This is a genomic window from Pseudomonas sp. MM213 (assembly GCF_020423045.1).
GTDB classification, from domain to species: Bacteria; Pseudomonadota; Gammaproteobacteria; order Pseudomonadales; family Pseudomonadaceae; genus Aquipseudomonas; species Aquipseudomonas migulae.
This window is the reverse complement of sequence record NZ_CP081943.1, coordinates 2,370,678-2,393,110: the sequence shown is the minus strand read 5'-3', so window position 1 is coordinate 2,393,110 and position 22,433 is coordinate 2,370,678. Positions and strand designations below refer to the sequence as shown.

The window sequence follows — 22,433 nt, the reverse complement described above, 5'->3', positions numbered from 1 at the left end:
GAGCCGGCTTGCTGGCGATGGCGTCTTCAAAATCGCCATCGTCGGAACGCCGCCCGCAGCAAGCCGGCTCCTACAGGTGAGCGGTGTTATTTCTTCAGGTGTTGCTTAAGTTCTTCGGACGCTTGCAGCATCGCCGAACGCACCGCCGGCACCTGGCTCACTACGTTCAGCAAACCATAATCGTGAATCATGCCGTTGTAACGCACCGCCGTGACCGGCACGCCCGCCTTATCCAGTTTGCGCGCATAGGCTTCACCCTCATCGCGCAGCACATCAGCCCCGGCCGTCTGCACCAGCGCAGGTGGCAGGCCCTTGAGTTGTGCGGTGGTCGCCCGCAGCGGTGAAGCGTAGATCTCGTTACGTTGCTTGGCGTCGGTGGTGTAGTTGTCCCAGAACCACTTCATCATGTTTTTGGTGAGGAAGTGCCCCTCGGCAAACTGGTTGTAAGACGCCGTTTCAAAGCTGGCGTCGGTCACCGGCCACAACAGCACCTGGAACTTGATCGCCGGGGTGCCTTTGTCTTTGGCCATCAGCGCAACCACGGCCGCCATGTTGCCGCCGACACTGTTACCGGCCACGGCCAGTCGCTTGCCATCGACGTTGATCTCTTTGCCGTGCTCGGCCACCCATTTAGTGGCCGCGTAAGCCTGGTTGATCGCCACCGGGTAATGCGCTTCCGGTGATGGGGTGTAGTTGACGAACACCGCCGCCGCCCCCGAGCCCGTGACCAGATCCCGAACCAGCCGCTCGTGGGTCGGGAAGTCCCCCAGCACCCAGCCGCCGCCGTGGAAGAACATGAACACCGGCAGCTCGCCTTTGACCCCGGCCGGCCGGACGATGGTCAGGCTGAGCGGTTGGCCGTCGACTTGAATGGTCTTCTGGCTGACGTCCGCTTTTGGCAGCGTCAGTTTCACCCCGGCTTGCGCGCCGACCAAAATGGCCCGGGCATCTTTCGGTGAAAGCTGTTCCATCGGTTTGCCGGTGCCGGCATTCAGGACATCGAGGAACGCCTGGGTGTTGTGTTCAACCCCGTCGCCCGCGAATGCGCTGTGGATGGACAGGGCGAGAAGGGTGCCGGTCAAGACTTTGCTGAAAGTGTTCATGTTCGTTTCCTGTTCGGTCTTGGAGTCGACGGTTAGACGGTTACGTGCAGGCGCACTTCGACGTTGCCGCGGGTGGCGTTGGAGTACGGGCAGACCTGGTGGGCCGCGTCGACCAGGGTTTGCGCATCGGCTTGTTCAAGACCCGGCAGGCTGATGTGCAGGTCGATGTCCAGACCGAAGCCGCCAGGAATCTGGCCGATGCCGACGTGGGCAGTGATCGAGGCGTCGGCCGGGATGCTGCGTTTGGTCTGGCTGGCAACGAACTTCAGTGCGCCGATGAAGCAGGCCGAGTAACCGGCGGCGAACAGTTGTTCCGGGTTGGTGGCCGCGCCGCCAGCACCGCCGAGTTCTTTCGGAGTGGCGAGTTTGACGTCGAGGATGTTGTCGCTGGAAACCGCACGACCGTCACGGCCGCCAGTGGAGGTTGCGATTGCGGTGTAGAGAGTTTGCATGATGTAGGCCTCGTTTCAGGTTTGGATGGTTTGCGCTAAATGTTTGCGCGCTAAGTAAGTGCGAGATGAATGTATCGCGCTAATATTTAGCGCGCAAGATAAATTTTTAAAAAGTTTTCCTGAAAGCATGCGCAGGGTATGCATTCGGCGGGGAGAGGCTTGATGTAGAGGCTTTGGTGCGGGAATGACAGGCAGGAATTTTTTGTGGCGTCGAGGATGCTTTCGCGGGCAAGTCGGATCGCCGCACCGCTCGCTCCTACAGACCGCACATGACCTGTAGGAGCGAGGCTTGCCCGCGAAGAACGATAACGCGATCTATCAGGTGATCGCTTAAAGGCTGTCCTGCAGATTGCTACGCAGCACTTGCAGCTCCGCTTGCAGTTTTTGCAACCGCTCAAGCGTCATGCCGCTGGCGCCGAGGATGCACTGGGGCACGCCGCGCGCCTTGTCCCGCAACGCGCGACCCTGTTCAGTCAGCTCGACAATCACCACTCGCTCGTCCTCGCGGCTGCGAGTGCGGCTGAGCAAGCCTTCGACTTCCAGGCGCTTGAGCAACGGGGTCAACGAACCGGGATCGGTCAGCAAACGCGTGCTGATTTCGCCTACGGTCAAACCGTCCCGTTCCCACAACACCATCATCGCCAGGTACTGCGGATAGGTCAGGCCCAGCGCTTGCAGCAGCGGCTTGTAGACCTTGGTCATCAGCAGTGAAGTGGAATGCAGGGCGAAGCAGGCCTGATTGTCCAGCAACAGGTCGTCGCAGTTATCCGTGGTGTCGCGTTCGGTGTTCATCTCAAAGCCTTGATCAGTGATCTTCATGAATCTAGCGGGCGAATCTTTAATGCGCCAGATAATTCTGACCTAGTGCCGGTCCAGATTGGTTCGCAGCGCCAGATCCCATGGCGGGACAGGGCTGAAGCGGACTTTCAGGTACTCCAGCAATAAACGACTCCTCGGGTTGGGTTGCTGCTCCAGACGCAACGCATAGATGCCGGTGGTTTCCGGCGGTGGCAGGCCGTGTTCACAGAACAGCGGCAGCAGTTCACCGCGCAACAGGTATTCGCTGGTCAACCAGGTCGGCAAGTGCGCGATCCCGAGCCCGGCCAGCGCACCGCAGACCAGCGCCTCGGCATTGTTGGCGCTCATGCGGATGCGCCCGGGACGATGCAGATGCATTTCTGCGTTTTGCTCGAAACGCCAGGCAAATGGCGGCGCCAGGCCATCCCAGTCGAGGCCGTCGTGATCACTCAACTGCGCCGGGTCGGTCGGCACGCCACGGCGTTGAAGGTACGCAGGGCTGGCGCAGGCGATGCGCACCATGCTCGCCAGCGGCGTGGCCACCAGCCGGGTATCGGCCATTTGCCCGGCACGCAGCACCAGATCGACCTTGCCCAGATTCAAACCCTGCATGTCGACAAAACTGTCGATCAGGTGCAGTTGCACGTCGAGGCCGGGGTACAGCATCAGAAAATCAGCGATCACCGGCGCCAGATGCCGTCGGCCGAACGCGGCGGGCGCGTCGATCCGGATCAAGCCTTCCGGCGCACTGCTCAGGGACACCGCCTCGGCGCGGGCCAGTTGCAATTCCGCCACGATCCGCCGCGCACGCTCGGCAAACGCCACGCCGGCCGGGGTCGCGCGGACGGCATGGGTGCTGCGAATGAACAACTGGCTGCCGACTGCGCTTTCCAGGCTATCGATGCGCCGCGCCACGGCGGAAGGGGTCAGTGGATGACGGCGAGAGGCAGCGGAAAAGCTGCCGGTTTCCAGCACGTCGAGGAACAGCCCGAGTTGTTCGGTCAATTGATTAGGGTTCATGGTGTATCAATGCTTATGCGAAGTTGGCACAGCCATTGTGCGTTGCTGTGCGTTTCCCCGCCAGCGCCGACTGCGTAGGATGAATGGCCTGAGATAAAAGGAAATCGGCCGTGATCGAGTTTTTGATGTACCTGGTATTTGGCGCAGCCCTGGGAACCCTCGGCGGCTTGTTTGGCATCGGCGGCGGTCTGATCGCGATTCCGTTGCTCGGCGTGTTGTTCGGTCTCGATCAGCAAATTGCCCAGGGCACCGCGCTGGTGATGGTCGTCCCTAACGTGATGCTGGCGCTATGGCGTTATCACCAGCGCAACAAAATCGAAATGCGTCACGCGCTGCCGCTGGCCTCGATGGGGTTTTGCTTTGCCTGGGCCGGCTCCATCTGGGCGGTGGGCATTGATGCGCAAACCATGCGCATCGGATTTGTCGCCTTCCTGATCGCGCTGTCGGCCTACAACCTGTTGCGAATGTTCTACGCCAATGCGCCGGCTTCTTCGCAGATGAATTACGCCTGGCCATGGCTGGGTGTGCTCGGCGCGGCGTCCGGAACCATGGGCGGATTGTTTGGCGTGGGCGGGGCGGTGGTGGCAACACCGGTGCTGACCAGCCTGTTCGGCACCAGCCAGGTGGTGGCCCAAGGGTTGTCGCTGGCACTGGCATTGCCCAGCACGGGCGTCACGCTGGTCACCTATGCCGTGCATCATCAAGTGGACTGGATGATCGGCGTGCCGTTGGCCGTGGGTGGACTGCTGAGCATCAGCTGGGGCGTGAAGATCGCCCACGCCATGCCGGAGCGCCTCCTGCGCGGGCTATTCTGTGGCTTCCTGGTGCTGTGCGCGGTGATGCTCGCGTTTAAAGTTTGAAGCCGTCGACGATGTGCTCGGCCAGGCATTCGGTAATCGGTGACGGATTGTGCAGGTTGCGCACCAGCATGATGCTGGCTTCAGGCAGCAAGGGCAGGTCTTCGGCGTCACCGAGAATGCGCATGTCCGGGGTGATCAGGCTTTCCAGTTGTGCGGTGACGGCCAGGCCGGCGCTGACCACCGCCATGATCGCCGACAGGCTCGAGCTGTTGTAGGCAACGCGGTAGTCGCGACCCATTGCGTCCAGCGCATTGCAGGCCCACAGCCGGCAGAAACAATCACTGTTGAACATCGCCAGCGGCAACGGTGTCTGCTCGTGGGCGCTGTAGCATTGTGCTTCGGCCCAGACGAAACGTTCCTTGCGCAGCAACTGGCCGATCTCGTTGCCCGGCTCGCGGGTGACGATGGACAAATCAAGATCCTGGCGTAGCAGCAATTGTTTTGATGATTCGCAGTGCACCTCGATCTGGATCAGCGGATATGACTGGGCGAATCGCCGCAGAATCCCCGGCAGAAAACGCATCACGTAATCGTCCGGCGTGCCGATCCGCACCGTGCCGACCATGTGCGGTTCGCGCAGGGTGTTGAACACTTCGCTGTGCAACTTGAGGATGCGCCGGGCGTAACCCAGCAGCACCTGGCCTTCAGCGGTCAGCCGCACCTGGCGGCCGTCGCGCTGGAACAGTTGGCGCTGCAACACGTCCTCTTCCAGCCGCTTCATTTGCATGCTGACGGCGGATTGCGTGCGGTTGACCAGCTCCCCTGCGCGGGTGAAACCGCCCTGATCGGCGATGGCCACAAAGGTGCGCAGCACTTCGGTGTCGATACTTGGGAAGGCGGACATACATCAATCTCCGAGATGTATTGCATAAGAAACATTCGTTGGATTGATCTTAGCTCCGGCGTGACACTTGAGCCATCCCAAACGGAGGGCAACAAGATGAAAGGTCAAAAAGGTTATGTCGAGGTAGAGAAACATTCCATCCACGTCGTCTCGGATTTACTGCACAAGATCAGTCGCTGGTACGAATTGCACCGTGAACGCGAGTTGTTGGCGGGCATGAGCGACGAAGCGTTGAAGGACATCGGGCTCAGTCGTGCAGATGTCGAGCACGAAACCGTCCGCCCATTCTGGGATGACCCGATGCACAAATGAGTAAGCCACAACTACACAAACCGTCTCCCGGTGAGGTAGGTTGCGAGCAGACAAGGAGATGCTCATGCCCGCAACGCTGTCCTTTTCCATCAAACAGGCTCGACGCCTGGCGCTGGCCGCCCAAGGATTCAACGGGCGCCAGCCGCCAGCGGCGATCAAAGCGGTGCAGCTCAATCGCCTGATCGAGCGGCTGGGCATCTTGCAGATCGATTCGGTCAATGCGTTGGTGCGTTCGCACTACCTTCCCTTGTTTTCCCGCCTCGGCAATTACTCATCCGACTTGCTCGACCAGGCTGCCTGGAGTTCGGGCCGGCGACGCACGCTGTTCGAATACTGGGGGCATGAAGCCTCGTTGCTGCCGCTGTCGATGTACCCGTTGATGCGCTGGCGCATGCGGCGCGCGAGTCGTGGCGAAGATATCTATCAGCAACTGGCACGTTTCGGGCGTGAGCAACAGGACACTGTCCGGCGGGTGCTGGCCTCGGTTGAAGAGCTCGGCGCGCTGGGTGCCGGCAGCCTTTCGACCCGTCAGGAGCGGGCAGGGCCGTGGTGGGACTGGAGTGCGGAAAAGCATGCGCTGGAATGGTTGTTCGCCGCCGGGGAAGTGACCGTGGCCGGGCGGCGTGGATTCGAGCGGCTCTATGATTTGCCCGAGCGGGTGATTCCTTCGGCGGTTCTGCAGCAGCCGTTGCTCGCGGAGGACGAGGCCCAGCGCGGGCTGCTGTTGCACGCCGCGAATGCCTTGGGTGTGGCGACGGAAAAGGACCTGCGCGATTACTTCCGGCTCAGCCCGGGTGATGCGCGGCCGCGCCTTGCGGAACTGGTGGAAGCCGGGGAGCTACTGACCTGTGAGGTCCAGGGTTGGCGGCAACCGGGCTTTTGTTTGCCAGAGCCGAAAGTGCCGCGCAAGGTCGAGGCCAGTGCCTTGCTGTCACCCTTCGATTCGCTGATCTGGGAGCGCAGTCGTACCGAGCGTTTGTTCGATTTTCGCTATCGGCTGGAGATTTATACGCCGCCGGACAAGCGGGTCTACGGCTATTACGTGTTGCCGTTTTTATACAACGAGCGGATTGCTGCGCGAGTGGATTTGCGTGCGGAGCGGGCGTTGGGGCGGTTGGCGGTGCATGCCGTGCATGAGGAAGAGCCGGGGCTGGATGAGGAAGGGGTGCTGGCGTTGGCGGTGAATTTGCGGCGGATGGCGGATTGGCTGGGGTTGGAGCGGGTGCAGTTGAATTGCCCGCGGGCGAGTGCGGGGCGGTTGCGGGTGGCATTGGCTCAGATTGAGGGTGACTGAGCTGACGCCTTCGCGGGCAAGTCGGATCGCCGCACCGCTCGCTCCTACAGGGGTTCGCGATCCCTTGTAGGAGCGAGGCTTGCCCGCGAAGGCAGCGACACGGTTTACCGACGGACTTGTTTCAGGGTTTCGGCAATAAGGAACGCCAACTCCAGCGACTGATCCGCATTCATCCGCGGGTCACAATGGGTGTGATACCGATCCGACAACCCGTCCTCGGTGATCGGTCGCGCACCACCAATGCACTCGGTGACATTCTGCCCGGTCATCTCGATGTGAATGCCGCCGGCATAGGTGCCTTCGGCTTCGTGCACCTGGAAGAACTGCTTCACCTCGCCAAGAATCTGCGCAAAGTCGCGGGTCTTGTAGCCGCTGCTGGCCTTGATGGTGTTGCCGTGCATCGGATCGGAACTCCAAAGCACCTGCTTGCCTTCACGCTGCACCGCGCGGATCAGTTGCGGCAAATGATCGCCAACCTTGTTCGCGCCCATTCGTGCGATCAGGTTCAAGCGACCTGGATCGTTGTCCGGGTTGAGCACGTCGATCAGGCGAATCAAGTCTTCCGGGTTCATGCTCGGGCCGACCTTGACCCCGATCGGGTTGTTCACCCCGCGCAGGAATTCGACGTGAGCGCCGTCGAGCTGACGGGTGCGGTCGCCGATCCACAACATGTGCGCCGAGCAATCGTAGTAATCGTTGGTCAGGCTGTCGCGACGCACGAAGGCTTCTTCGTAGTTCAGCAGCAGCGCTTCGTGGGCGGTGAAGAAACTGGTTTCGCGCAGTTGTGGCGAGCTGTCCATGCCGCAGGCGCGCATGAACGCCAGGGTTTCATCGATGCGATCGGCGAGGTGGCTGTATTTTTCCGCCAGCGCCGAGTTGGCGATGAAGTCCAGGTTCCACTTGTGCACCTGATGCAGGTCGGCAAAGCCGCCCTGGGCGAAGGCGCGCAGCAGGTTCAGGGTCGCGGTGGACTGGTGATAGGACTGGAGCAGACGCTCCGGGTCCGGCACACGGCTTTTTTCGTCGAAGCCGATGCCGTTGACGATGTCGCCACGGTAGGCGGGCAGGGTCACGCCGTCGATGGTTTCGTCGTTGGCCGAACGCGGTTTGGCGAACTGACCGGCCATGCGCCCGACCTTGACCACCGGGCAACCGGCGGCGAAGGTCATGACGATGGCCATTTGCAGCAGCACTTTAAAGGTGTCGCGGATTTTCGCGGCAGAGAACTCGGCGAAGCTTTCGGCGCAATCGCCGCCCTGCAACAGAAATGCGCGGCCCTGGGTCACTTCGGCAAACTGACGTCGCAACTCCCGGGCTTCACCGGCAAACACCAGCGGCGGATAACTCGCCAGGGTTTGCTCGACGTGCAGCAAATGCGCCGCGTCGGGGTAGTGGGGTTGTTGCTGGATCGGCAGGGCGCGCCAGCTGTCAGGGCTCCAGGGTTGGCTCATCACGGTCTCGGTTGTTTTACGCTCGGACGTTCATGTTATCAGCAAATTAGTGCGTGACCTGTTCCCGTCGCTTCGCGGACAATCGCGCCTTTGCCGCCTGATGTTGCGGTGCATTGCGTTGCCGGGCCCGGTGACGATCTGGAGACGAAATGACTGAGGAGCGCGTCGAGCATCTGCTCGCCGAGGTACAGGACGAGTTCGGCGTGATTCGCGTACTGGAAGTGGCCGATTACCGTTTTCTCGAGTTCGGTGATGCCATCGAACAGAGCTGCGTGTTCACCGCCGACCCGAGCTGGCTCGAATACGATTACACCCGTGCCATGCTGATTGGCGCGTTGTGCCACGAGCAACCGGAAAGCGCGCTGTTCCTCGGCCTCGGTGCCGGCACGCTGACTCAGGCTTGCCTGAAGTTCTTGCCGCTGGAAGATGTCGAAGCCATCGAACTGCGGCCCGATGTGCCGCGCCTGGCCATCGAATACCTGGGGCTGGATGATGATCCGCGGCTGTACATCCGTGTCGGCGATGCGCTGGAGCTGCTCGATACCGCCGAGCCGGCCGACCTGATTTTTGTCGACCTTTATACCGATGTCGGGCCGGGTGTCGGGCATCTGGCCTGGAGTTTTCTGGAAAACTGTCAGAAACGCCTGAATCCGGGCGGCTGGCTGGTGATCAACCAGTGGGCCACCGATGATGGCAAACCGTTGGGCGCGGCGCTGTTGCGTGGGCTCTATCACCGGCATTACTGGGAGTTGCCGGTGAAGGAGGGCAATGTGATTCTGCTCGTGCCGTCGGAGCTGGATCAGGAACTGGACATGGATGGGTTGGTTGCGCGGGCCGAAGGGCTGGCGCCACGGTTGGGGTATTCGTTGCAGTCGTTGATCAAGGCGATTCGCCCGGCTACTTGATTTGTTGTTCTTTAGGGCCTCTTCGCGGGCAAGTCGAATCGTCGCACCGCTCGCTCCTACAAGGGTGCGCATTTCCCTGTAGGAGCGAGGCTTGCCCGCGAAGGCAATATCCGCCTCGCCACAAACCTCAAACCCCTTTGAAAATGCCGGGCCGCTTCTCAACCATCGACCGCACGCCTTCCTTCGCATCCTCACTCGCCAACAACTTCTTCACCAGCGGCGGCAACCCCAGCGCTGCGGCTGTTTCGCCCTCATAACGCGCCTGCCGCGCCGACATCAACGTTGCCTGAACCCCCAGCGGCGCCTGCCGGGCAATCCGCTCTGCCAGCTCGATCGCCCGGAGCAGCAAATCCTCGCTGGCCATGACTTCCTGCACCAACCCCAGATGCAACGCGTCATGCGCATCGAATTCATCCCCGGTCAGCAACCAGCGCATCGCATTGCCCCAACCGGCGACTTGATGAAGGCGCAATGTGGCCCCGCCAAACGGGAAAATCCCGCGCTGCACTTCTTTCTGGGCAAACCGGGTGTTACTGGCGCAGAGGTTGATGTCGGCGGCGAGCATCAGCTCAATGCCGATGGTCAGGCAATAACCTTGCGCGGCGACGATCACCGGTTTGCTGACTCGCGGACCCGCGAACACGCCCCACGGATCGCAGCCGCCGGGCGGTGCCTGCCAGCCCTCGGCCAGGGCCGAACTGGCGCTGACCAGGTCAAGCCCGGCGGTGAAATGCTCGCCATGGCCGAACACCACCGCCACCCGCGCTTCGCTGTCAGCCTCGAACTCACCGTAGGCCAGGCTGAGTGCGTTGAGCAGGTCGAGGTCGAAGGCATTGCGCTTGGCCACCCGATCCAGGCCGATCAACAGGACATGGCCGCGCCTTTCGCAGGTCACACGGCTGGTAACAGGTTGATTCATCGAACAATTCCTCGGGCGGGAAGGGGTTTGAAGGGGGAGGCGAGGCCGCAGGTCCGAGTCACAACGGTGAACCGTTTTAGCGCCATCCCCAGCAGGGCCGGGCCTTTGAAAAATAGACCGTCGCACGATTATCCGCAAAGCCTGTGACACAACGGTGTATCCGTCAGTTTTCCGACAAATAATGCTCCCTTTTTGGGCGAATTCCGGTATAGTGCGCGCCGGCCTTTAACCGGGCCGCGTTTAGGTAGCGCAATTCCCCGAAGTCAGCTTCGGCTGCACGTCCGCACAGCGGACTCTCCCTTGACGAATCTTTTTCATTCATTCGTTTTCGCAAATCCCCGCCGACAAAGCAGCCAGGGCGACTCTTGAGTCTTACACGGCATGCGCAGCTTTGGAGCATGGGTCTTTGCGGATGCACTTAGAGGCAGACCCATGACCCAGGAAACCGGCGGCTTCGCCGCTTTTAATCTTAATCCGAATATCCTTGCAGCCGTCATTGCGACTGGCTACGAAGAGCCTTCGGCTATTCAGCAGCAATCGATCCCGATCATCATGGCCGGCCAGGACATGATTGGTCAGGCGCAAACCGGTACGGGTAAAACCGCTGCGTTCGCCCTGCCTATCCTGCACTGCATCGATCCTGCCAAGCGCGAGCCGCAAGCCCTGATCCTGGCGCCAACCCGTGAGTTGGCGCTGCAAGTAGCAACCGCTTTCGAAACCTACGCCAAGCAAATGCCAGGCGTTACCGTTGTGGCCGTTTACGGCGGCGCCCCTATGGGTCCACAACTGAAAGCAATCCGTAATGGCGCACAGATCGTTGTCGCCACTCCGGGCCGTCTGTGCGACCACCTGCGTCGCGACGAAAAAGTCCTGTCGACCGTGAACCACCTGGTTCTCGACGAAGCCGACGAAATGCTCAAACTGGGTTTCATGGACGACCTCGAAGTCATCTTCAAGGCGCTGCCTCCAACCCGTCAGACCGTATTGTTCTCGGCTACCCTGCCGCAGTCGATCCGTGCGATTGCCGAACGTCACCTGCGTGATCCGCAGCATGTGAAGATCCAGACCAAGACTCAGACCGTTACCGCGATCGAACAGGCTCACCTGTTGGTTCACGCTGACCAGAAGACCTCGGCTGTATTGAGCCTGCTGGAAGTCGAAGACTTCGACGCCCTGATCATGTTCGTGCGCACCAAGCAAGCGACCCTGGACCTGGCCAGCGCCCTGGAAGCCAAAGGCTACAAAGCCGCTGCGCTGAACGGTGACATTGCCCAGAACCAGCGTGAGCGCGTGATCGACTCCCTCAAGGATGGCCGTCTGGACATCGTTGTGGCGACCGACGTTGCCGCTCGTGGCCTGGACGTTCCGCGCATCACTCACGTGTTCAACGTTGACATGCCGTACGATCCGGAATCCTACGTTCACCGTATCGGCCGTACTGGCCGTGCCGGTCGCGAAGGTCGTGCACTGCTGCTGGTGACTCCGCGTGAGCGCCGCATGCTGCAAGTGATCGAGCGTGTAACCGGTCAGAAAGTTGCCGAAGTTCGCCTGCCGGACGCTCAGGCTGTTCTCGATGCCCGCATCAAGAAACTGACCAACAGCCTCTCGCCGCTGGTTGGCGATGCCGAATCGACTCACGGTGATCTGCTGGATCGCCTGACTGCCGATATCGGTTGCACGCCGCGTGCACTGGCTGCTGCCCTGCTGCGCAAGGCGACCAACGCTCAGGCGCTGACCCTGGCTGCAATCGAGAAAGAACGTCCACTGGTGCCGAACAACGCACCGCGTGGCGATCGTCCAGAGCGCACCGGTGATCGTCCGGACCGTGGTGATCGCGAGCGTCGTGCTCCGGTTCCATTGGCCGAAGGTCGTGCCCGTTGCCGTACCGCGCTGGGCGCGCGTGACGGTATCGCGGCGAAAAACCTGCTGGGCGCCATCCTCAACGAAGGTGGTCTGGCGCGTGAAGCCATCGGTCGCATCCAGGTGCGTGACAGCTTCAGCCTCGTCGAGCTGCCGGAAGATGGTCTGGAGCGTCTGCTGACCAAGCTGAAGGACACTCGCGTTGCCGGTAAGCAGTTGAAGCTGCGTCGCTATCGCGAAGATTGATCCGCCCCCGGGCTGATTGATCGAACATAAAAAATCCCCGACTGGTTCGGGGATTTTTTTATGCCTGCGATTTGTTAGATAACGCCGGTCTTGCGATTGGCCGCAGATCCTGTGGGAGCGAGCCTGCTCGCGATGGTCGTGAACGATTACGTGTGCTGTCTGAATGAGCGCGGTGCCTGTGCGTCCATCGCGAGCAGGCTCGCTCCCACAGGTGGCCAAGGGTTAATCGGCTATTGGGCCGCCACCCGCCGTGACCACCTGCACACTCATGCGCGGAGTCGCCAGATCAAGCCCGGCTTCATCCAGGTGTCGTTTCAAGGACAGGTTGAACGCCCGGGAAACTTCCCACTGTTTGATCGGCGCGGTCTTGAAGCGGGCCCGCAGAATCGCGTTGCCTGACTCGAAACTCTCGACCCCTTGAATCTCCAGCGGCGACCAGATGTTGCGTCGTTGCAGTGGATCGGCGCGCATCTTCTGGCCGACGTCGCGCATCAGTTTGATCGCGTTATCGATGTCCATGTTCGAGGGGATCGCCACGCGAAAGATCGCGTAGCCGAACTCCCGCGAGTAGTTCTTGATGCTTTTGATTTCACTGAACGGGATGGTGTGGACGATGCCGTCGATGTCCCGCAGGCGCACGGTACGAATGGTCAGGCCCTCGACAGTGCCGAGGTGGCCGCCAACATCCACGTAGTCGTCGATGGCCAGGGAGTCTTCGATGATGATGAACAGCCCGGTGATCAGGTCCGCGACCAACGATTGTGCGCCGAAACCGATGGCCAGGCCGATCACGCCGGCACCGGCCAGGAGCGGCGTGACGTTCATGCCCATGTTCGCCAGGGCGACGATCAGCGCAACGATGAAAATCGCCACGAACAGCACGTTGCGGATCAGCGGCATCATCGTCTGCGCACGCGCGTTGGCCTGGCCTTTGCGTGAGCGGGTGAGGGCGTGGTGCACGGCGGTGTCGCTGAGGATCCAGATCAGCCAGGCAAAAATCAGTGTGCCGCCGAGGCTGAACAGTTTGACGCTGACTTCATGGCCTTCGCCTTCGGTGAACGCAATCAGCGACATGCCCCAGACCCGCAGGCCAAGTTCGATGAACGCCAGCCACACCAGCAAGTGGGCGAGGGTATAGAAGAAGCTTTTCAGGCGTTCGGAATACAGTGCGTGACGCTTCATGCCCCGTTGCGGTTTCAGTGCATGCCGGCGCACCAGCCCGTTGATGACCATGCACAACACCAGCAGCACGGTGCAGATCAGCGACTGGCGCAACGCGGTGCTGGTGTCGCCGGCGGAAACGAACGTGGCGAACAGCGAAATCGCCACCAGCACCAGCGCTGGCATGTACCAGAAAGTACCGAGAATCTCGATGGTGTCGCTGAGTGCGCGGCGGGTCAGGCGCCGTGACAGCGGTTGGTTGCGGATCAAGTGGGCGATGGGGCGTCGGAAGCGCAGGATGAACAGCCCGGTAGACAGCGCGGCCAGCACGTTGGCGATGGTGGCGGCGGTGTGCGCCAAATGGCTGCCGAGGCTGGCGACCAGTCGCGGGTCGTTCAAGGCTTCGCCGAACGCGGCAAAACTGCCGATCAGCCACAGCGGCCGAAAGGCCTGATGCCGCAGGATGTACAAGGCGCGGTGGCGGTGTGGCCCGTCGAGCAAGGAAAAGGCGATCACGCAGATCGCCGAAAAACACGTGCCGACCACCAGCGCATAGGCCAGCACCATCGCCAGGCTTTTGCCCAATGACGAGGGCAGGGCGTAGGTCATGTAGACGGTCATCACCAGGGCGATCAGCCAAGGCCCGAGTTTGCGCAGGGCAAAGCGCAACATGTCGAGGGCCTTGGGGTGCTGCGGTAATTCTTCGGTCAGGCCGAAGCGCATCCGTACCCGGTGACCGAGCCAGATCAGTGCGGCGGCCAGCAGGCTCCAGACCATCAGAATCATGGCGAAGCCAAAGATGATCGGCAGCCATTCATTGGCCGGCAACACCAACCCCGCCAGTTCTTCCTTAGCCAGATCAAACTCGTCGGACCAGCGTGTGAGCGGGCTGTCAGCGCCGGAGAATTGTTTTTCAAAATTGGCCAGCGTGCCGCCAATCAGGCCCAACACGCCTTCTTCAGCAGCCGGTTGGGCTTTTTTGGTGGCGTCGCGCAGCTTCTTCAGGTCGGCCAGCAATTTGCTGCGTTGCTGATCGTTCTCCAGTGACTTGATGACTTCGTCGAGGGATTGCCCGAGGGGTTCTTGCGCCTCGGGCTGGGTTTTCGCCGAGCTGTTGAGCAAGCTCGGTAAACCGACGGCCTGGGCCGGCATGATCGGCAGCAGCGCCATCAGGCAGACGAGGAAAAGGCTGGGTAGGGCAAAAAGACGAGCGAACACTAGGCGGTCAACCTTGAAAGGAGCAGGTCGACCGAGTGTACGAGCCCGCCAAAATCAATGCGAGCCGAGGGCGAGGATTTATTCGTTGAGTTTGGCGAGGATCTTGAAGACCACGGTGCCGAGGATGGTCAGCATGCCGATCCACATCGCGAACACGCCGGCATTCTTGTCGCGGAAGTTGAAGCCGATCGCCAGCAGGATCATCCCGGCAAGAATCGGGATCAGCATGGCGTGAAATGAAGACATCGAGATCATGAGCGACTGCCTTGTCGATGGGGGTATTTAAAGTCTAGGTGGGTTTAGCATTTGTAGGAGCCGGCTTGCTGGCGATGGCGTCATTGAAATCGCCATCGCCATCGCCAGCAAGCCGGCTCCTACAGGGATTACGGAAGCTCTTGGCTGGCGTAGAACGCGCTCAGCACTTTCACCAGGTGCGCCAGATCATGACTGCCGCACAGTTCGCGGATCGAGTGCATGGCGAATGTCGGCAGGCCGATGTCCACGGTGCGCACACCCAGGTGGCTGGCGGTGATCGGGCCGATGGTCGAGCCGCAGCCCATGTCGCTGCGCACCACGAAGCTTTGCACCGGCACTTCTTCGGCCATGCACAGATGGCGGAAGAACCCGGCGGTTTCGCTGTTGGTGGCGTAACGCTGGTTGCTGTTGACCTTGATCACCGGGCCGGCGTTGAGTTTCGGGCCGTGGTTGGCGTCGTGCTTGTCGGCGTAGTTGGGGTGTACGCCGTGGGCATTGTCGGCCGAGACCAGCAGGGATTTCTGAATGGTGCGTACGAATTCATCACCTTCGGGCAACAAGCGACGCAGCGTCTGCTCCAGCATCGGGCCGTCAGCGCCACAGGCCGAGCAGGAGCCGACTTCTTCGTGGTCATTGGCGACCAGCACGCAGGTTTCGTCGGTTTCAGCCGTCAGCAACGCTTGCAGGCCGGCGTAGCAGGACAGCAGGTTGTCGAGGCGCGCACCGGCGATGAAGTCGCCATGCAGGCCGATGATCGCAGCGCTCTGGGTATCGTAGAAGCTCAACTCGTAGTCGAGCACCACGTCGGCGTTCAGGCCATGCTCGAGAGCAAGTTGATTGGTGAGCACGGCGCGGAAGTCCACGCGCTCGTCACCGGCGAACTGCGCGAGGATCGGCGGCAATTCGGTCTGGGCGTTGATCGCCCAACCCATGTTGGCTTCACGATTGAGGTGAATGGCCAGGTTTGGAATGATCGCGATCGGTGTCTTGAAGTCGATCAACTGGCTCTCGACCTTGCCGTCGCGGCGGAAGGTCACGCGGCCCGCCAGGGACAGATCGCGGTCGAACCACGGAGCCAGCAGCGCGCCGCCATACACTTCGACACCCAGCTGCCAGAAACCCTGGCGTTGCAGTTCCGGCTGGGGTTTGACTCGCAGGCACGGGCTGTCGGTATGGGCGCCGACCAGGCGGATACCGCCATGCAGGGGGGAGTGACGGCCCATTTTGACGGCGACAATCGAAGAGTCGTTACGGGTGACGTAGTAGCGACCGTTGGCTTCAGTGGTCCAGGGCTCGCGTTCGTCGAGACGCTGATAACCCGCCGCTTCCAGGCGCTGAACAAGGCTGGCGGTGGCATGAAACGGGGTAGGGGAGGCCTTGAGGAAATCGATCAGGCCTTGGTTCAACTCTTCGCGCATAAGTAGCTCCAGACAGCAATGGCGCAAGTTTACCGTATTGGCTCACGGCATTGCAGACACAATGCCGTCCGTCGCGCGACGTTTGTCGGTGGGTCTGATTTGCGCGTCAGCCTGTGATCAGAAGACCGCTGAGGAACACTTCACGGCGTTGCTTGCGGCCCACGTATTCATGCTTGCTCGCGACATACACCGGGTTGAACTTTTTCTTCGAGATGTTTGGGAGTTGTCCTGTGTACGTTTCAACCAGCCGATCATAGTCGGCTTCAGTAATGTGTTTGTAGATTTCCCGGCGATAGAAAAATCCCAGCTGGAAGCCCAGGGTTTCGCTCGGGTGGAGTGTCTGGCTGGCGAAGCAGTTTTCAAAATCGATGGCTTTGAGCGGTGACTGCGACGATTCGGGGATCAAGATGTTGCCGGCCCAGAAATCCATGTGAGTGATGTTCTTCAGGGCGAGGGAGTGGAGCAGATCGAAAGCATCCTGGATAAATGCCTCCACGTTGCCGGGGTTGCGTTTAAGCCACTGTACGCCGTCAAGATGGTCGTCAAGCAGGCGCGTGATAATGAAATACTCCTGGGTCAATCCCAGCAGGTCCTTGGTGTAGCCAAATCCTTGAAGTGGTGGCATCCGGACGCCGCGGCGCTGCGCTTCATGGGTATTGATCAGTTCTTCCAGCGGCCAGTCGAAGCGACCGTTACGCTGTGGTTTGCCAAAGGTTACCCGCACTTTCGCCTTTAAAGTATCCAGCGGCTGAACCTTGGCAAATAGAGGGGTGTCACCACTGGCGAGCGGTGCGCTCGCACGGGTGAGCTTGCGAGCGCTGCGCTTTTCAATCAGTTGCTCCAGCGCTTGCCGTGCTTCGACGCAAGGCTGTTCGCTGAGGTGCAGGGTGGTGTTGGCAAAGCTGAAGGTAATTGGGTAGTCGTTCTGAAGTGTCTTGCAACTGCGCACTGGGCGTCCTGCCTGCTATCGTAATGCCATTATTTTACGTTTCTTTACAAATTTATGACAATAATTTAACGCCATTTTTACGACAGATAATTTGTTTCAATAAATAAAAACGCCCTTCAGTTGAAGGGCGTTTTTTCATCTCGGCGCGTCTGCTCAAAACGGTGCCGGGCACTCGAAACGCAGGCGTTCACCAGTCTGCGGATGAGTGAAGCTGAGCATGCTCGCGTGCAGGCACAGGCGTGGCCAGGCGGCCAGCGCCTGCTCGTGGGCATAGAGCCCGTCACCCAGCAGCGGGTGGCCGATGGAGAGCATGTGCACGCGCAACTGATGGGAGCGGCCGGTGATCGGCGTCAGTTCAACCCGACACCAGTCGCCGCATCGTTCCAGCACGCGCCAGAATGTCAGGGCGTTTTTGCCGAACTCGAAATCCACCACATGGCGCGGCTTGGTCGGCGGGTCGTAACGCAGGGGCAGGTCGATGCTGCCGCTGTCCAGTTCCGGCTGGCCCCAGCACAGTGCGGTGTAGGCCTTTTCGGTTTCACGGTCGTGAAATTGCCGAGACAATTCGCGATGGGTGTCCGGGTCACGGGCCAGCAGAATGATGCCGGAGGTTTCCCAGTCCAGGCGATGGACGATGCGGGCTTCGGGGTAGCCGTTTTCTTGCAGGCGGGTGATCAGGCAATCCTTGTTGTCGTCGGCCCGGCCAGGGACGGAAAGCAACAGGGTCGGTTTATTCACCACCAGTACGGCGGCGTCCTGATGGATGATGTGGACGTTGGACAGCGGCATTAAACAGCCTCGTAACAAACGCCAACGGCGACTCAGGCTTTCAGGGCTCTTGTAGGAGCGAAGCTTGCTCGCGAAGGTGTGTCAGCAACGTTAATGTCGACTGACACACCTTCGCGAGCAAGCTTCGCTCCTACAAGGAGCAGCAAAAGCCTGAGCCGCCGTGGCTCCCGACGGGTCGACTCAGCGATCCGGCAGGGTGATATTGAGTTCCAGAATCGAGCAGCTACCCTGGTTTTCCAGGGCGACATGCACGTCATCGGACCCGATATTGACGTACTTGCGGATGACTTCGACCAGCTCTTTCTGCAAGGCTGGCAAGTAATCCGGCGTACTGCGTTGGCCGCGTTCATGCGCCACGATGATCTGTAGACGCTCTTTCGCTACCGAGGCGGTACTTGGCTTCTTGTTAGCACGAAAGAAGTCAAAAATGTTCATTACCGGCCTCCAAACAGACGCTCAAAGAATCCTTTCTTCGTCACATCGAGAAACCGATGCTCCACGGTTTTGCCCAGCAGGCGTTCGACCGCATCGCTGTACGCCTGACCGGCGTCGCTTTGATCGTCGAGAATCACCGGCACGCCGGAGTTGGACGCCTTGAGTACCGCTTGGGACTCAGGGATCACACCCAGCAGGGTCACAGCGAGAATTTCCTTGACGTCTTCAACGCCGAGCATCTCGCCATCGCTGACGCGTTGCGGGTTGTAACGGGTCAACAGCAAGTGTTCCTTGATCGGGTCTTCGCCGTTTTCGGCGCGACGCGATTTGCTGGCCAGCAGGCCCAGCATGCGGTCCGAGTCACGAACCGAGGAGACTTCCGGGTTGGTCACGACAATCGCTTCATCGGCGAAGTACATGGCCAGGTGAGCACCTTTCTCGATGCCGGCCGGGGAGTCGCAGACCACGAATTCGAAGTCTTCCTTCAACGCCATCAGGACTTTTTCCACGCCTTCGACAGTCAGCGCGTCTTTGTCGCGGGTCTGACTGGCGGCCAGTACGTAGAGGTTTTCCAGGCGTTTGTCTTTGATCAGGGCCTGTTGCAGGTTGGCTTCGCCGTTAACCACGTTGACGAAGTCATACACGACGCGACGCTCGCAACCCATGATCAGGTCGAGGTTACGCAAGCCGACGTCGAAGTCGACGATAACTGTTTTGTGACCGCGCAGTGCGAGGCCGGTACCGATAGCAGCACTGGTGGTGGTCTTACCCACACCACCCTTGCCGGATGTAACCACGAGAATCTTGGCCAAGGTGTTTCACCCCTAAGGAAAAAGGACATTTAGCCCCTGAAAAACATCTCTGGAAAAACGACTGCAGTCGGACAGCTTGGCTGGAATCCGGTCATGAACCGCGCTTACCCCCGGTAAACACTGCTTTAGGCCTTTTTCCTACTTCGTTTGAGCCGTTTTCGCTACGTTTTAGAGATGCTTGGAAAATGCGGCAGTATCCGTTAAAGCCGAATGATGTTCAACACATCGCCCGACAGGCTGACCTGTACACCCGCGCCCCACAAAGGGTCGCGACGCAGATCTTCCGAAACCTTGTAATGGCCGGCGATGGAGACCAGTTCAGCGCTCATTTGCTGACAGAAAATCCTGGCTTTCGTGTCGCCTTTGACCCCGGCCAATACACGACCACGCATCGGTCCGTATACATGGATGTTGCCGTCGGCGAGAAGTTCCGCCCCCGGGCTGACCGAGGAGATCACGACGAGGTCGCAACCCTGGGCATAAATCTGCTGGCCGCCGCGTACCGGCGAGGTGATGATTTTCGTCGGTTTGATCGTCGGTTCAGCGGGTTTTTCCGGTTTCTTCGCCACGGTGCCTTCAAGCGGGTCCAGCGCACGCTCGCGGGCGCCGGAGGGCGGCAGCACCGGCAGGTCGACTGCGATGGCGGCGGCGATGTCTTCGATGCGACTGGCACGGATCGCCAGGGTGCGCAGGCCGTGCTGGCGGCAGACGCGCATCAAACCTGGCAGATCGACCGCACCTTCGCTGGCCGGAAGCTTGTCCAGCGCCAGTACCAGCGGCGCGTTGCTGAAGAAGCCGGGCGCCTGGGCGACCTTGGCGGCCAATTGCCGATCAAGGCTTTCGAGGTCGTTGCGGGCCAGCTCCAGCACGGTAATGGCGAGCATGCTGCCCTTCAACTGGAACACGGGATCCTGGTCTTGCGGTTCGATTTGGCTCATGGTCGGCATACAACGGCTTGTCACTAAAAGTGCCGAGACTTATAACGAGAACGCTCGCGAGCCGCAAGCCGGGTCGAACGATGTAGAATGCGCGGCCATTGTCTTTCCGGAACCTTTAATGGATCGCCCGCGTTTTCAAAAAACATTTCTGATGCCGCGTTTCTGGCCGCTGTGGTGCGGCTTGGGGCTGTTGTGGCTGATCGTTCAGTTGCCATACCCGGCGCTGCTGTTTATTGGTCGTGCCCTCGGTGCATTGACGTATCGCGTGGCGGGCGACCGACGGCGCATTGCCAAGCGCAACCTGGAGCTGTGCTTCCCGGAAAAATCCGCTGCCGAGCGCAAGCGCCTGCTCAAGGAAAACTTTGCCTCCACCGGCATCGCATTCTTTGAAATGGCCATGAGCTGGTGGTGGTCGCGGGAGCGTCTGGCCAGGTTGGCGCATGTCGAAGGGCTGGATCATCTGAAAAAGGCCCAGCGCGAAGGCAAAGGCGTGATTCTGATGGCCGTGCATTTCACCACGCTGGAAATCGGCGCGGCGCTGCTCGGCCAGCAACACACCATCGACGGCATGTACCGCGAGCACAAGAACCCGCTGTTCGATTACATCCAGCGCAATGGCCGCGAGCGACACAACCTCGACTCGCTGGCCGTGGAGCGTGAAGACGTGCGCGGCATGCTCAAACTGCTGCGGGCCGGCCGGGCGATCTGGTACGCACCGGATCAGGACTACGGCGCCAAGCAAAGCATCTTCGTGCCGCTGTTCGGGATTCAGGCCGCGACCGTCACTGCCACCAGCAAGTTTGCGCGGCTGGGCAAGGCGCTGGTGGTGCCGTTCACGCAAGAGCGTCTGGCGGACGGCAGCGGTTATCGCTTGGTGATCCATGCGCCGCTCGAAGGTTTCCCTGGCGAGACCGAAGAGGCCGATTGCCTGCGGATCAACCAATGGATCGAAGGCGTCTTGCGCGACTGCCCGGAGCAATACCTCTGGGCCCATCGCCGCTTCAAGAGTCGTCCGCCGGGCGAACCCAAGTTGTACGCAAAACGCGGCTGAACCCCCAATCCCTGTAGGAGCGAGCCTGCTCGCGAAAAACCCGAGAGCGTCGCGGAGTGTCAGGCAGCCAACGTCATCGTTGACGACCATCGCCGGCAAGCCGGTCTCGCTCCTGCAGGGAAATGGAAAATTCCAACTAGCACCATGGAGAGTTGTGCATGAGTCCAGGCGAACCGGTTACAGGGTTGATTCTTTCCGGCGGCGGGGCTCGGGCGGCCTATCAGGTCGGCGTGCTGGCAGCGATTGCCGAATTGCTGCCGGTGGGGGCAAACAATCCGTTCCCGGTGATCGTCGGCACCTCGGCCGGGGCGATCAATGCGGTCAGCCTCGCCAGTGGGGCGATGGACTTTCGCAATGCCATCGAACGCCTGACTGCTTTCTGGCAAGGGTTCCGTAGCCATCTGGTTTTGCGCAGCGACTGGCCGGGCGTGATCCGCCAGGCCAGCCGGTTTGTCAGCCACAGTCTGCTCGGCATCGGCGCTCAGGTGCCGGTGGCCCTTCTCAACAGCTCGCCGCTGCGCCGGTTGCTCAACGACAAATTGCACATGACCGGCATCGCCGAAGCCATCGCGCAGAAGCAGTTGAAGGCCGTGGCAGTCACCGCGTTCGGTTACGAATCGGGTCAGGCGGTCACCTTTTATCAGGGCGGCGGCACCATCGACGCCTGGTTACGCCATCGGCGCATCGGCGTTCCTGCGCAGTTGACCGTCGAGCACCTGCTCGCCAGCTCCGCCATCCCATTGCTGTTCGCCCCGGTAAAAATCGGCGAGGAATATTTCGGTGACGGCGCGGTGCGCCAATCGGCACCGATCAGCCCGGCCCTGCACCTGGGTGCCAGCCGCGTGCTGGTGGTGGGCGTCAGCGGCAACCCGCGCGGGGTCGACCCGGAGCGACCGCTGCAACGGGCCTACACCGGGCAGCAGCCGACGCTCGCGCAGATCGGTGGGCACATGCTCAACAGTACGTTCATTGACAGCCTGGAAAGTGACATCGAACTGCTGCAGCGCTTGAATCAGTTCAGCCATCTGATGCCCGCCGGCACGCCGACCCGCACGCTCGGCGTAGCGCCGGTGGAGGTGCTGGTGATTTCGCCGAGCCAGCCGATTGATGAGATCGCTGCGCGACATCGCCAGGAACTGCCGGCAGCGCTGCGTCTGTTTTTGCGCGGGCCGGGTGCGACCAAGACCAGTGGGGCGGGGGTGTTGAGTTATCTGCTGTTCGAGGCGGGGTATTGCAGCGAGTTGATTGATCTGGGGCGGCGCGATGCGTTGGCCAAACGCGAAGAGCTGTGTCGGTTTCTCGGGCTTTCGGTGCCGGAGCCCGCTTGAACTGTCATTTGTGAC

22 protein-coding genes are annotated in these 22,433 nt (G+C 60.6%); 7 read left to right on the top strand and 15 right to left on the bottom strand.

The annotated features are described in order from the left end of the window. Window positions 1–86: 86 nt before the first annotated feature. The 4 genes from K5R88_RS10865 to K5R88_RS10850 all read right to left on the bottom strand — a co-directional run bounded on the left by K5R88_RS10865 (window position 87) and on the right by K5R88_RS10850 (window position 3,373). Window positions 87–1,103, bottom strand: coding sequence for an alpha/beta hydrolase (locus K5R88_RS10865; RefSeq protein WP_226299937.1), 1,017 nt, complete (start codon window positions 1,101–1,103; stop codon window positions 87–89). Window positions 1,104–1,135: 32 nt separating this feature from the next. Further along, a complete protein-coding gene (locus K5R88_RS10860; protein WP_008031409.1) occupies window positions 1,136–1,555 on the bottom strand; it encodes an organic hydroperoxide resistance protein in 420 nt (139 codons plus the stop codon). Between the two features lie 330 nt (window positions 1,556–1,885). Next, window positions 1,886–2,347 carry a MarR family winged helix-turn-helix transcriptional regulator gene (locus K5R88_RS10855; protein WP_008031411.1) on the bottom strand — a complete coding sequence of 154 codons (462 nt, stop codon included), beginning with the start codon at window positions 2,345–2,347 and terminating at the stop codon, window positions 1,886–1,888. Between the two features lie 69 nt (window positions 2,348–2,416). Next, complete coding sequence (locus K5R88_RS10850) at window positions 2,417–3,373, bottom strand: LysR family transcriptional regulator (RefSeq protein WP_008031414.1); 957 nt, start codon at window positions 3,371–3,373, stop codon at window positions 2,417–2,419. Between the two features lie 110 nt (window positions 3,374–3,483). On the opposite strand from K5R88_RS10850, the gene K5R88_RS10845 reads away from it, so the two are divergent. Beyond that, on the top strand, window positions 3,484–4,233 hold the full coding sequence (locus tag K5R88_RS10845; protein ID WP_032832543.1) for a sulfite exporter TauE/SafE family protein: 750 nt from the start codon (window positions 3,484–3,486) through the stop codon (window positions 4,231–4,233). Here K5R88_RS10845 and K5R88_RS10840 read toward each other — a convergent pair. Continuing rightward, window positions 4,223–5,077: a LysR substrate-binding domain-containing protein gene (locus K5R88_RS10840; RefSeq protein ID WP_008031417.1), complete on the bottom strand. Its 855-nt coding sequence runs from the start codon at window positions 5,075–5,077 to the stop codon at window positions 4,223–4,225. The two genes, K5R88_RS10845 and K5R88_RS10840, sit on opposite strands and share 11 nt — an antisense overlap. 96 nt (window positions 5,078–5,173) lie before the next feature. Between K5R88_RS10840 and K5R88_RS10835 the strand changes: the two genes are divergently transcribed. Continuing rightward, window positions 5,174–5,389 carry a DUF1127 domain-containing protein gene (locus K5R88_RS10835; RefSeq protein ID WP_008031420.1) on the top strand — a complete coding sequence of 72 codons (216 nt, stop codon included), beginning with the start codon at window positions 5,174–5,176 and terminating at the stop codon, window positions 5,387–5,389. 64 nt (window positions 5,390–5,453) lie between these two features. After that, the gene (locus tag K5R88_RS10830; RefSeq protein WP_226299936.1) at window positions 5,454–6,683 is read left to right on the top strand and encodes a winged helix-turn-helix domain-containing protein; all 1,230 of its coding nucleotides are present in this window, start codon (window positions 5,454–5,456) and stop codon (window positions 6,681–6,683) included. Between the two features lie 104 nt (window positions 6,684–6,787). Here the strand turns inward: K5R88_RS10830 and K5R88_RS10825 are convergent, their stop codons facing one another. Continuing rightward, window positions 6,788–8,134 (bottom strand): class II 3-deoxy-7-phosphoheptulonate synthase, encoded by a 1,347-nt coding sequence (locus K5R88_RS10825; RefSeq protein ID WP_008031425.1) that lies wholly within the window; start codon window positions 8,132–8,134, stop codon window positions 6,788–6,790. A gap of 149 nt (window positions 8,135–8,283) precedes the next feature. Between K5R88_RS10825 and K5R88_RS10820 the strand changes: the two genes are divergently transcribed. Next, a complete protein-coding gene (locus K5R88_RS10820; protein ID WP_008040534.1) occupies window positions 8,284–9,039 on the top strand; it encodes a spermidine synthase in 756 nt (251 codons plus the stop codon). Window positions 9,040–9,166: 127 nt separating this feature from the next. Here K5R88_RS10820 and K5R88_RS10815 read toward each other — a convergent pair whose 3' ends face one another. After that, a complete protein-coding gene (locus tag K5R88_RS10815) occupies window positions 9,167–9,958 on the bottom strand; it encodes a crotonase/enoyl-CoA hydratase family protein (protein ID WP_226299935.1) in 792 nt (263 codons plus the stop codon). A 432-nt stretch (window positions 9,959–10,390) separates the two neighbouring features. Here K5R88_RS10815 and K5R88_RS10810 point away from each other — a divergent pair, with 432 nt between their 5' ends. After that, window positions 10,391–12,064, top strand: coding sequence for a DEAD/DEAH box helicase (locus tag K5R88_RS10810; protein WP_008031432.1), 1,674 nt, complete (start codon window positions 10,391–10,393; stop codon window positions 12,062–12,064). A gap of 222 nt (window positions 12,065–12,286) precedes the next feature. Here the strand turns inward: K5R88_RS10810 and K5R88_RS10805 are convergent, their stop codons facing one another. The 8 genes from K5R88_RS10805 to minC all read right to left on the bottom strand — a co-directional run bounded on the left by K5R88_RS10805 (window position 12,287) and on the right by minC (window position 20,039). Next, the gene (locus K5R88_RS10805; RefSeq protein ID WP_226299934.1) at window positions 12,287–14,443 is read right to left on the bottom strand and encodes a mechanosensitive ion channel family protein; all 2,157 of its coding nucleotides are present in this window, start codon (window positions 14,441–14,443) and stop codon (window positions 12,287–12,289) included. Between the two features lie 78 nt (window positions 14,444–14,521). Next, the gene (locus K5R88_RS10800) at window positions 14,522–14,689 is read right to left on the bottom strand and encodes a hypothetical protein (RefSeq protein WP_226300311.1); all 168 of its coding nucleotides are present in this window, start codon (window positions 14,687–14,689) and stop codon (window positions 14,522–14,524) included. A gap of 137 nt (window positions 14,690–14,826) precedes the next feature. Continuing rightward, complete coding sequence (locus K5R88_RS10795) at window positions 14,827–16,116, bottom strand: M18 family aminopeptidase (RefSeq protein WP_226299933.1); 1,290 nt, start codon at window positions 16,114–16,116, stop codon at window positions 14,827–14,829. A gap of 106 nt (window positions 16,117–16,222) precedes the next feature. After that, entirely contained in the window at window positions 16,223–17,065 is an 843-nt protein-coding gene (locus K5R88_RS10790; protein WP_223449361.1) for a lipopolysaccharide kinase InaA family protein, read from the bottom strand. Between the two features lie 153 nt (window positions 17,066–17,218). Beyond that, window positions 17,219–17,854 carry an RluA family pseudouridine synthase gene (locus tag K5R88_RS10785; protein WP_008031443.1) on the bottom strand — a complete coding sequence of 212 codons (636 nt, stop codon included), beginning with the start codon at window positions 17,852–17,854 and terminating at the stop codon, window positions 17,219–17,221. A 180-nt stretch (window positions 17,855–18,034) separates the two neighbouring features. Then, window positions 18,035–18,289, bottom strand: coding sequence for a cell division topological specificity factor MinE (minE, locus tag K5R88_RS10780; RefSeq protein ID WP_007944431.1), 255 nt, complete (start codon window positions 18,287–18,289; stop codon window positions 18,035–18,037). Beyond that, entirely contained in the window at window positions 18,289–19,101 is an 813-nt protein-coding gene (gene minD, locus K5R88_RS10775; RefSeq protein WP_008040547.1) for a septum site-determining protein MinD, read from the bottom strand. The genes minE and minD overlap by 1 nt, the downstream gene beginning before the upstream one ends. Before the next feature lie 200 nt (window positions 19,102–19,301). Beyond that, window positions 19,302–20,039 (bottom strand): septum site-determining protein MinC, encoded by a 738-nt coding sequence (minC, locus tag K5R88_RS10770; RefSeq protein WP_032832547.1) that lies wholly within the window; start codon window positions 20,037–20,039, stop codon window positions 19,302–19,304. 118 nt (window positions 20,040–20,157) lie between these two features. On the opposite strand from minC, the gene K5R88_RS10765 reads away from it, so the two are divergent. Further along, window positions 20,158–21,090, top strand: a complete 933-nt coding sequence (locus tag K5R88_RS10765; RefSeq protein WP_226299932.1) for a lipid A biosynthesis lauroyl acyltransferase — start codon at window positions 20,158–20,160, stop codon at window positions 21,088–21,090. 158 nt (window positions 21,091–21,248) lie between these two features. Next, complete coding sequence (locus K5R88_RS10755; RefSeq protein WP_223449357.1) at window positions 21,249–22,418, top strand: patatin-like phospholipase family protein; 1,170 nt, start codon at window positions 21,249–21,251, stop codon at window positions 22,416–22,418. Window positions 22,419–22,433: the final 15 nt, after the last annotated feature.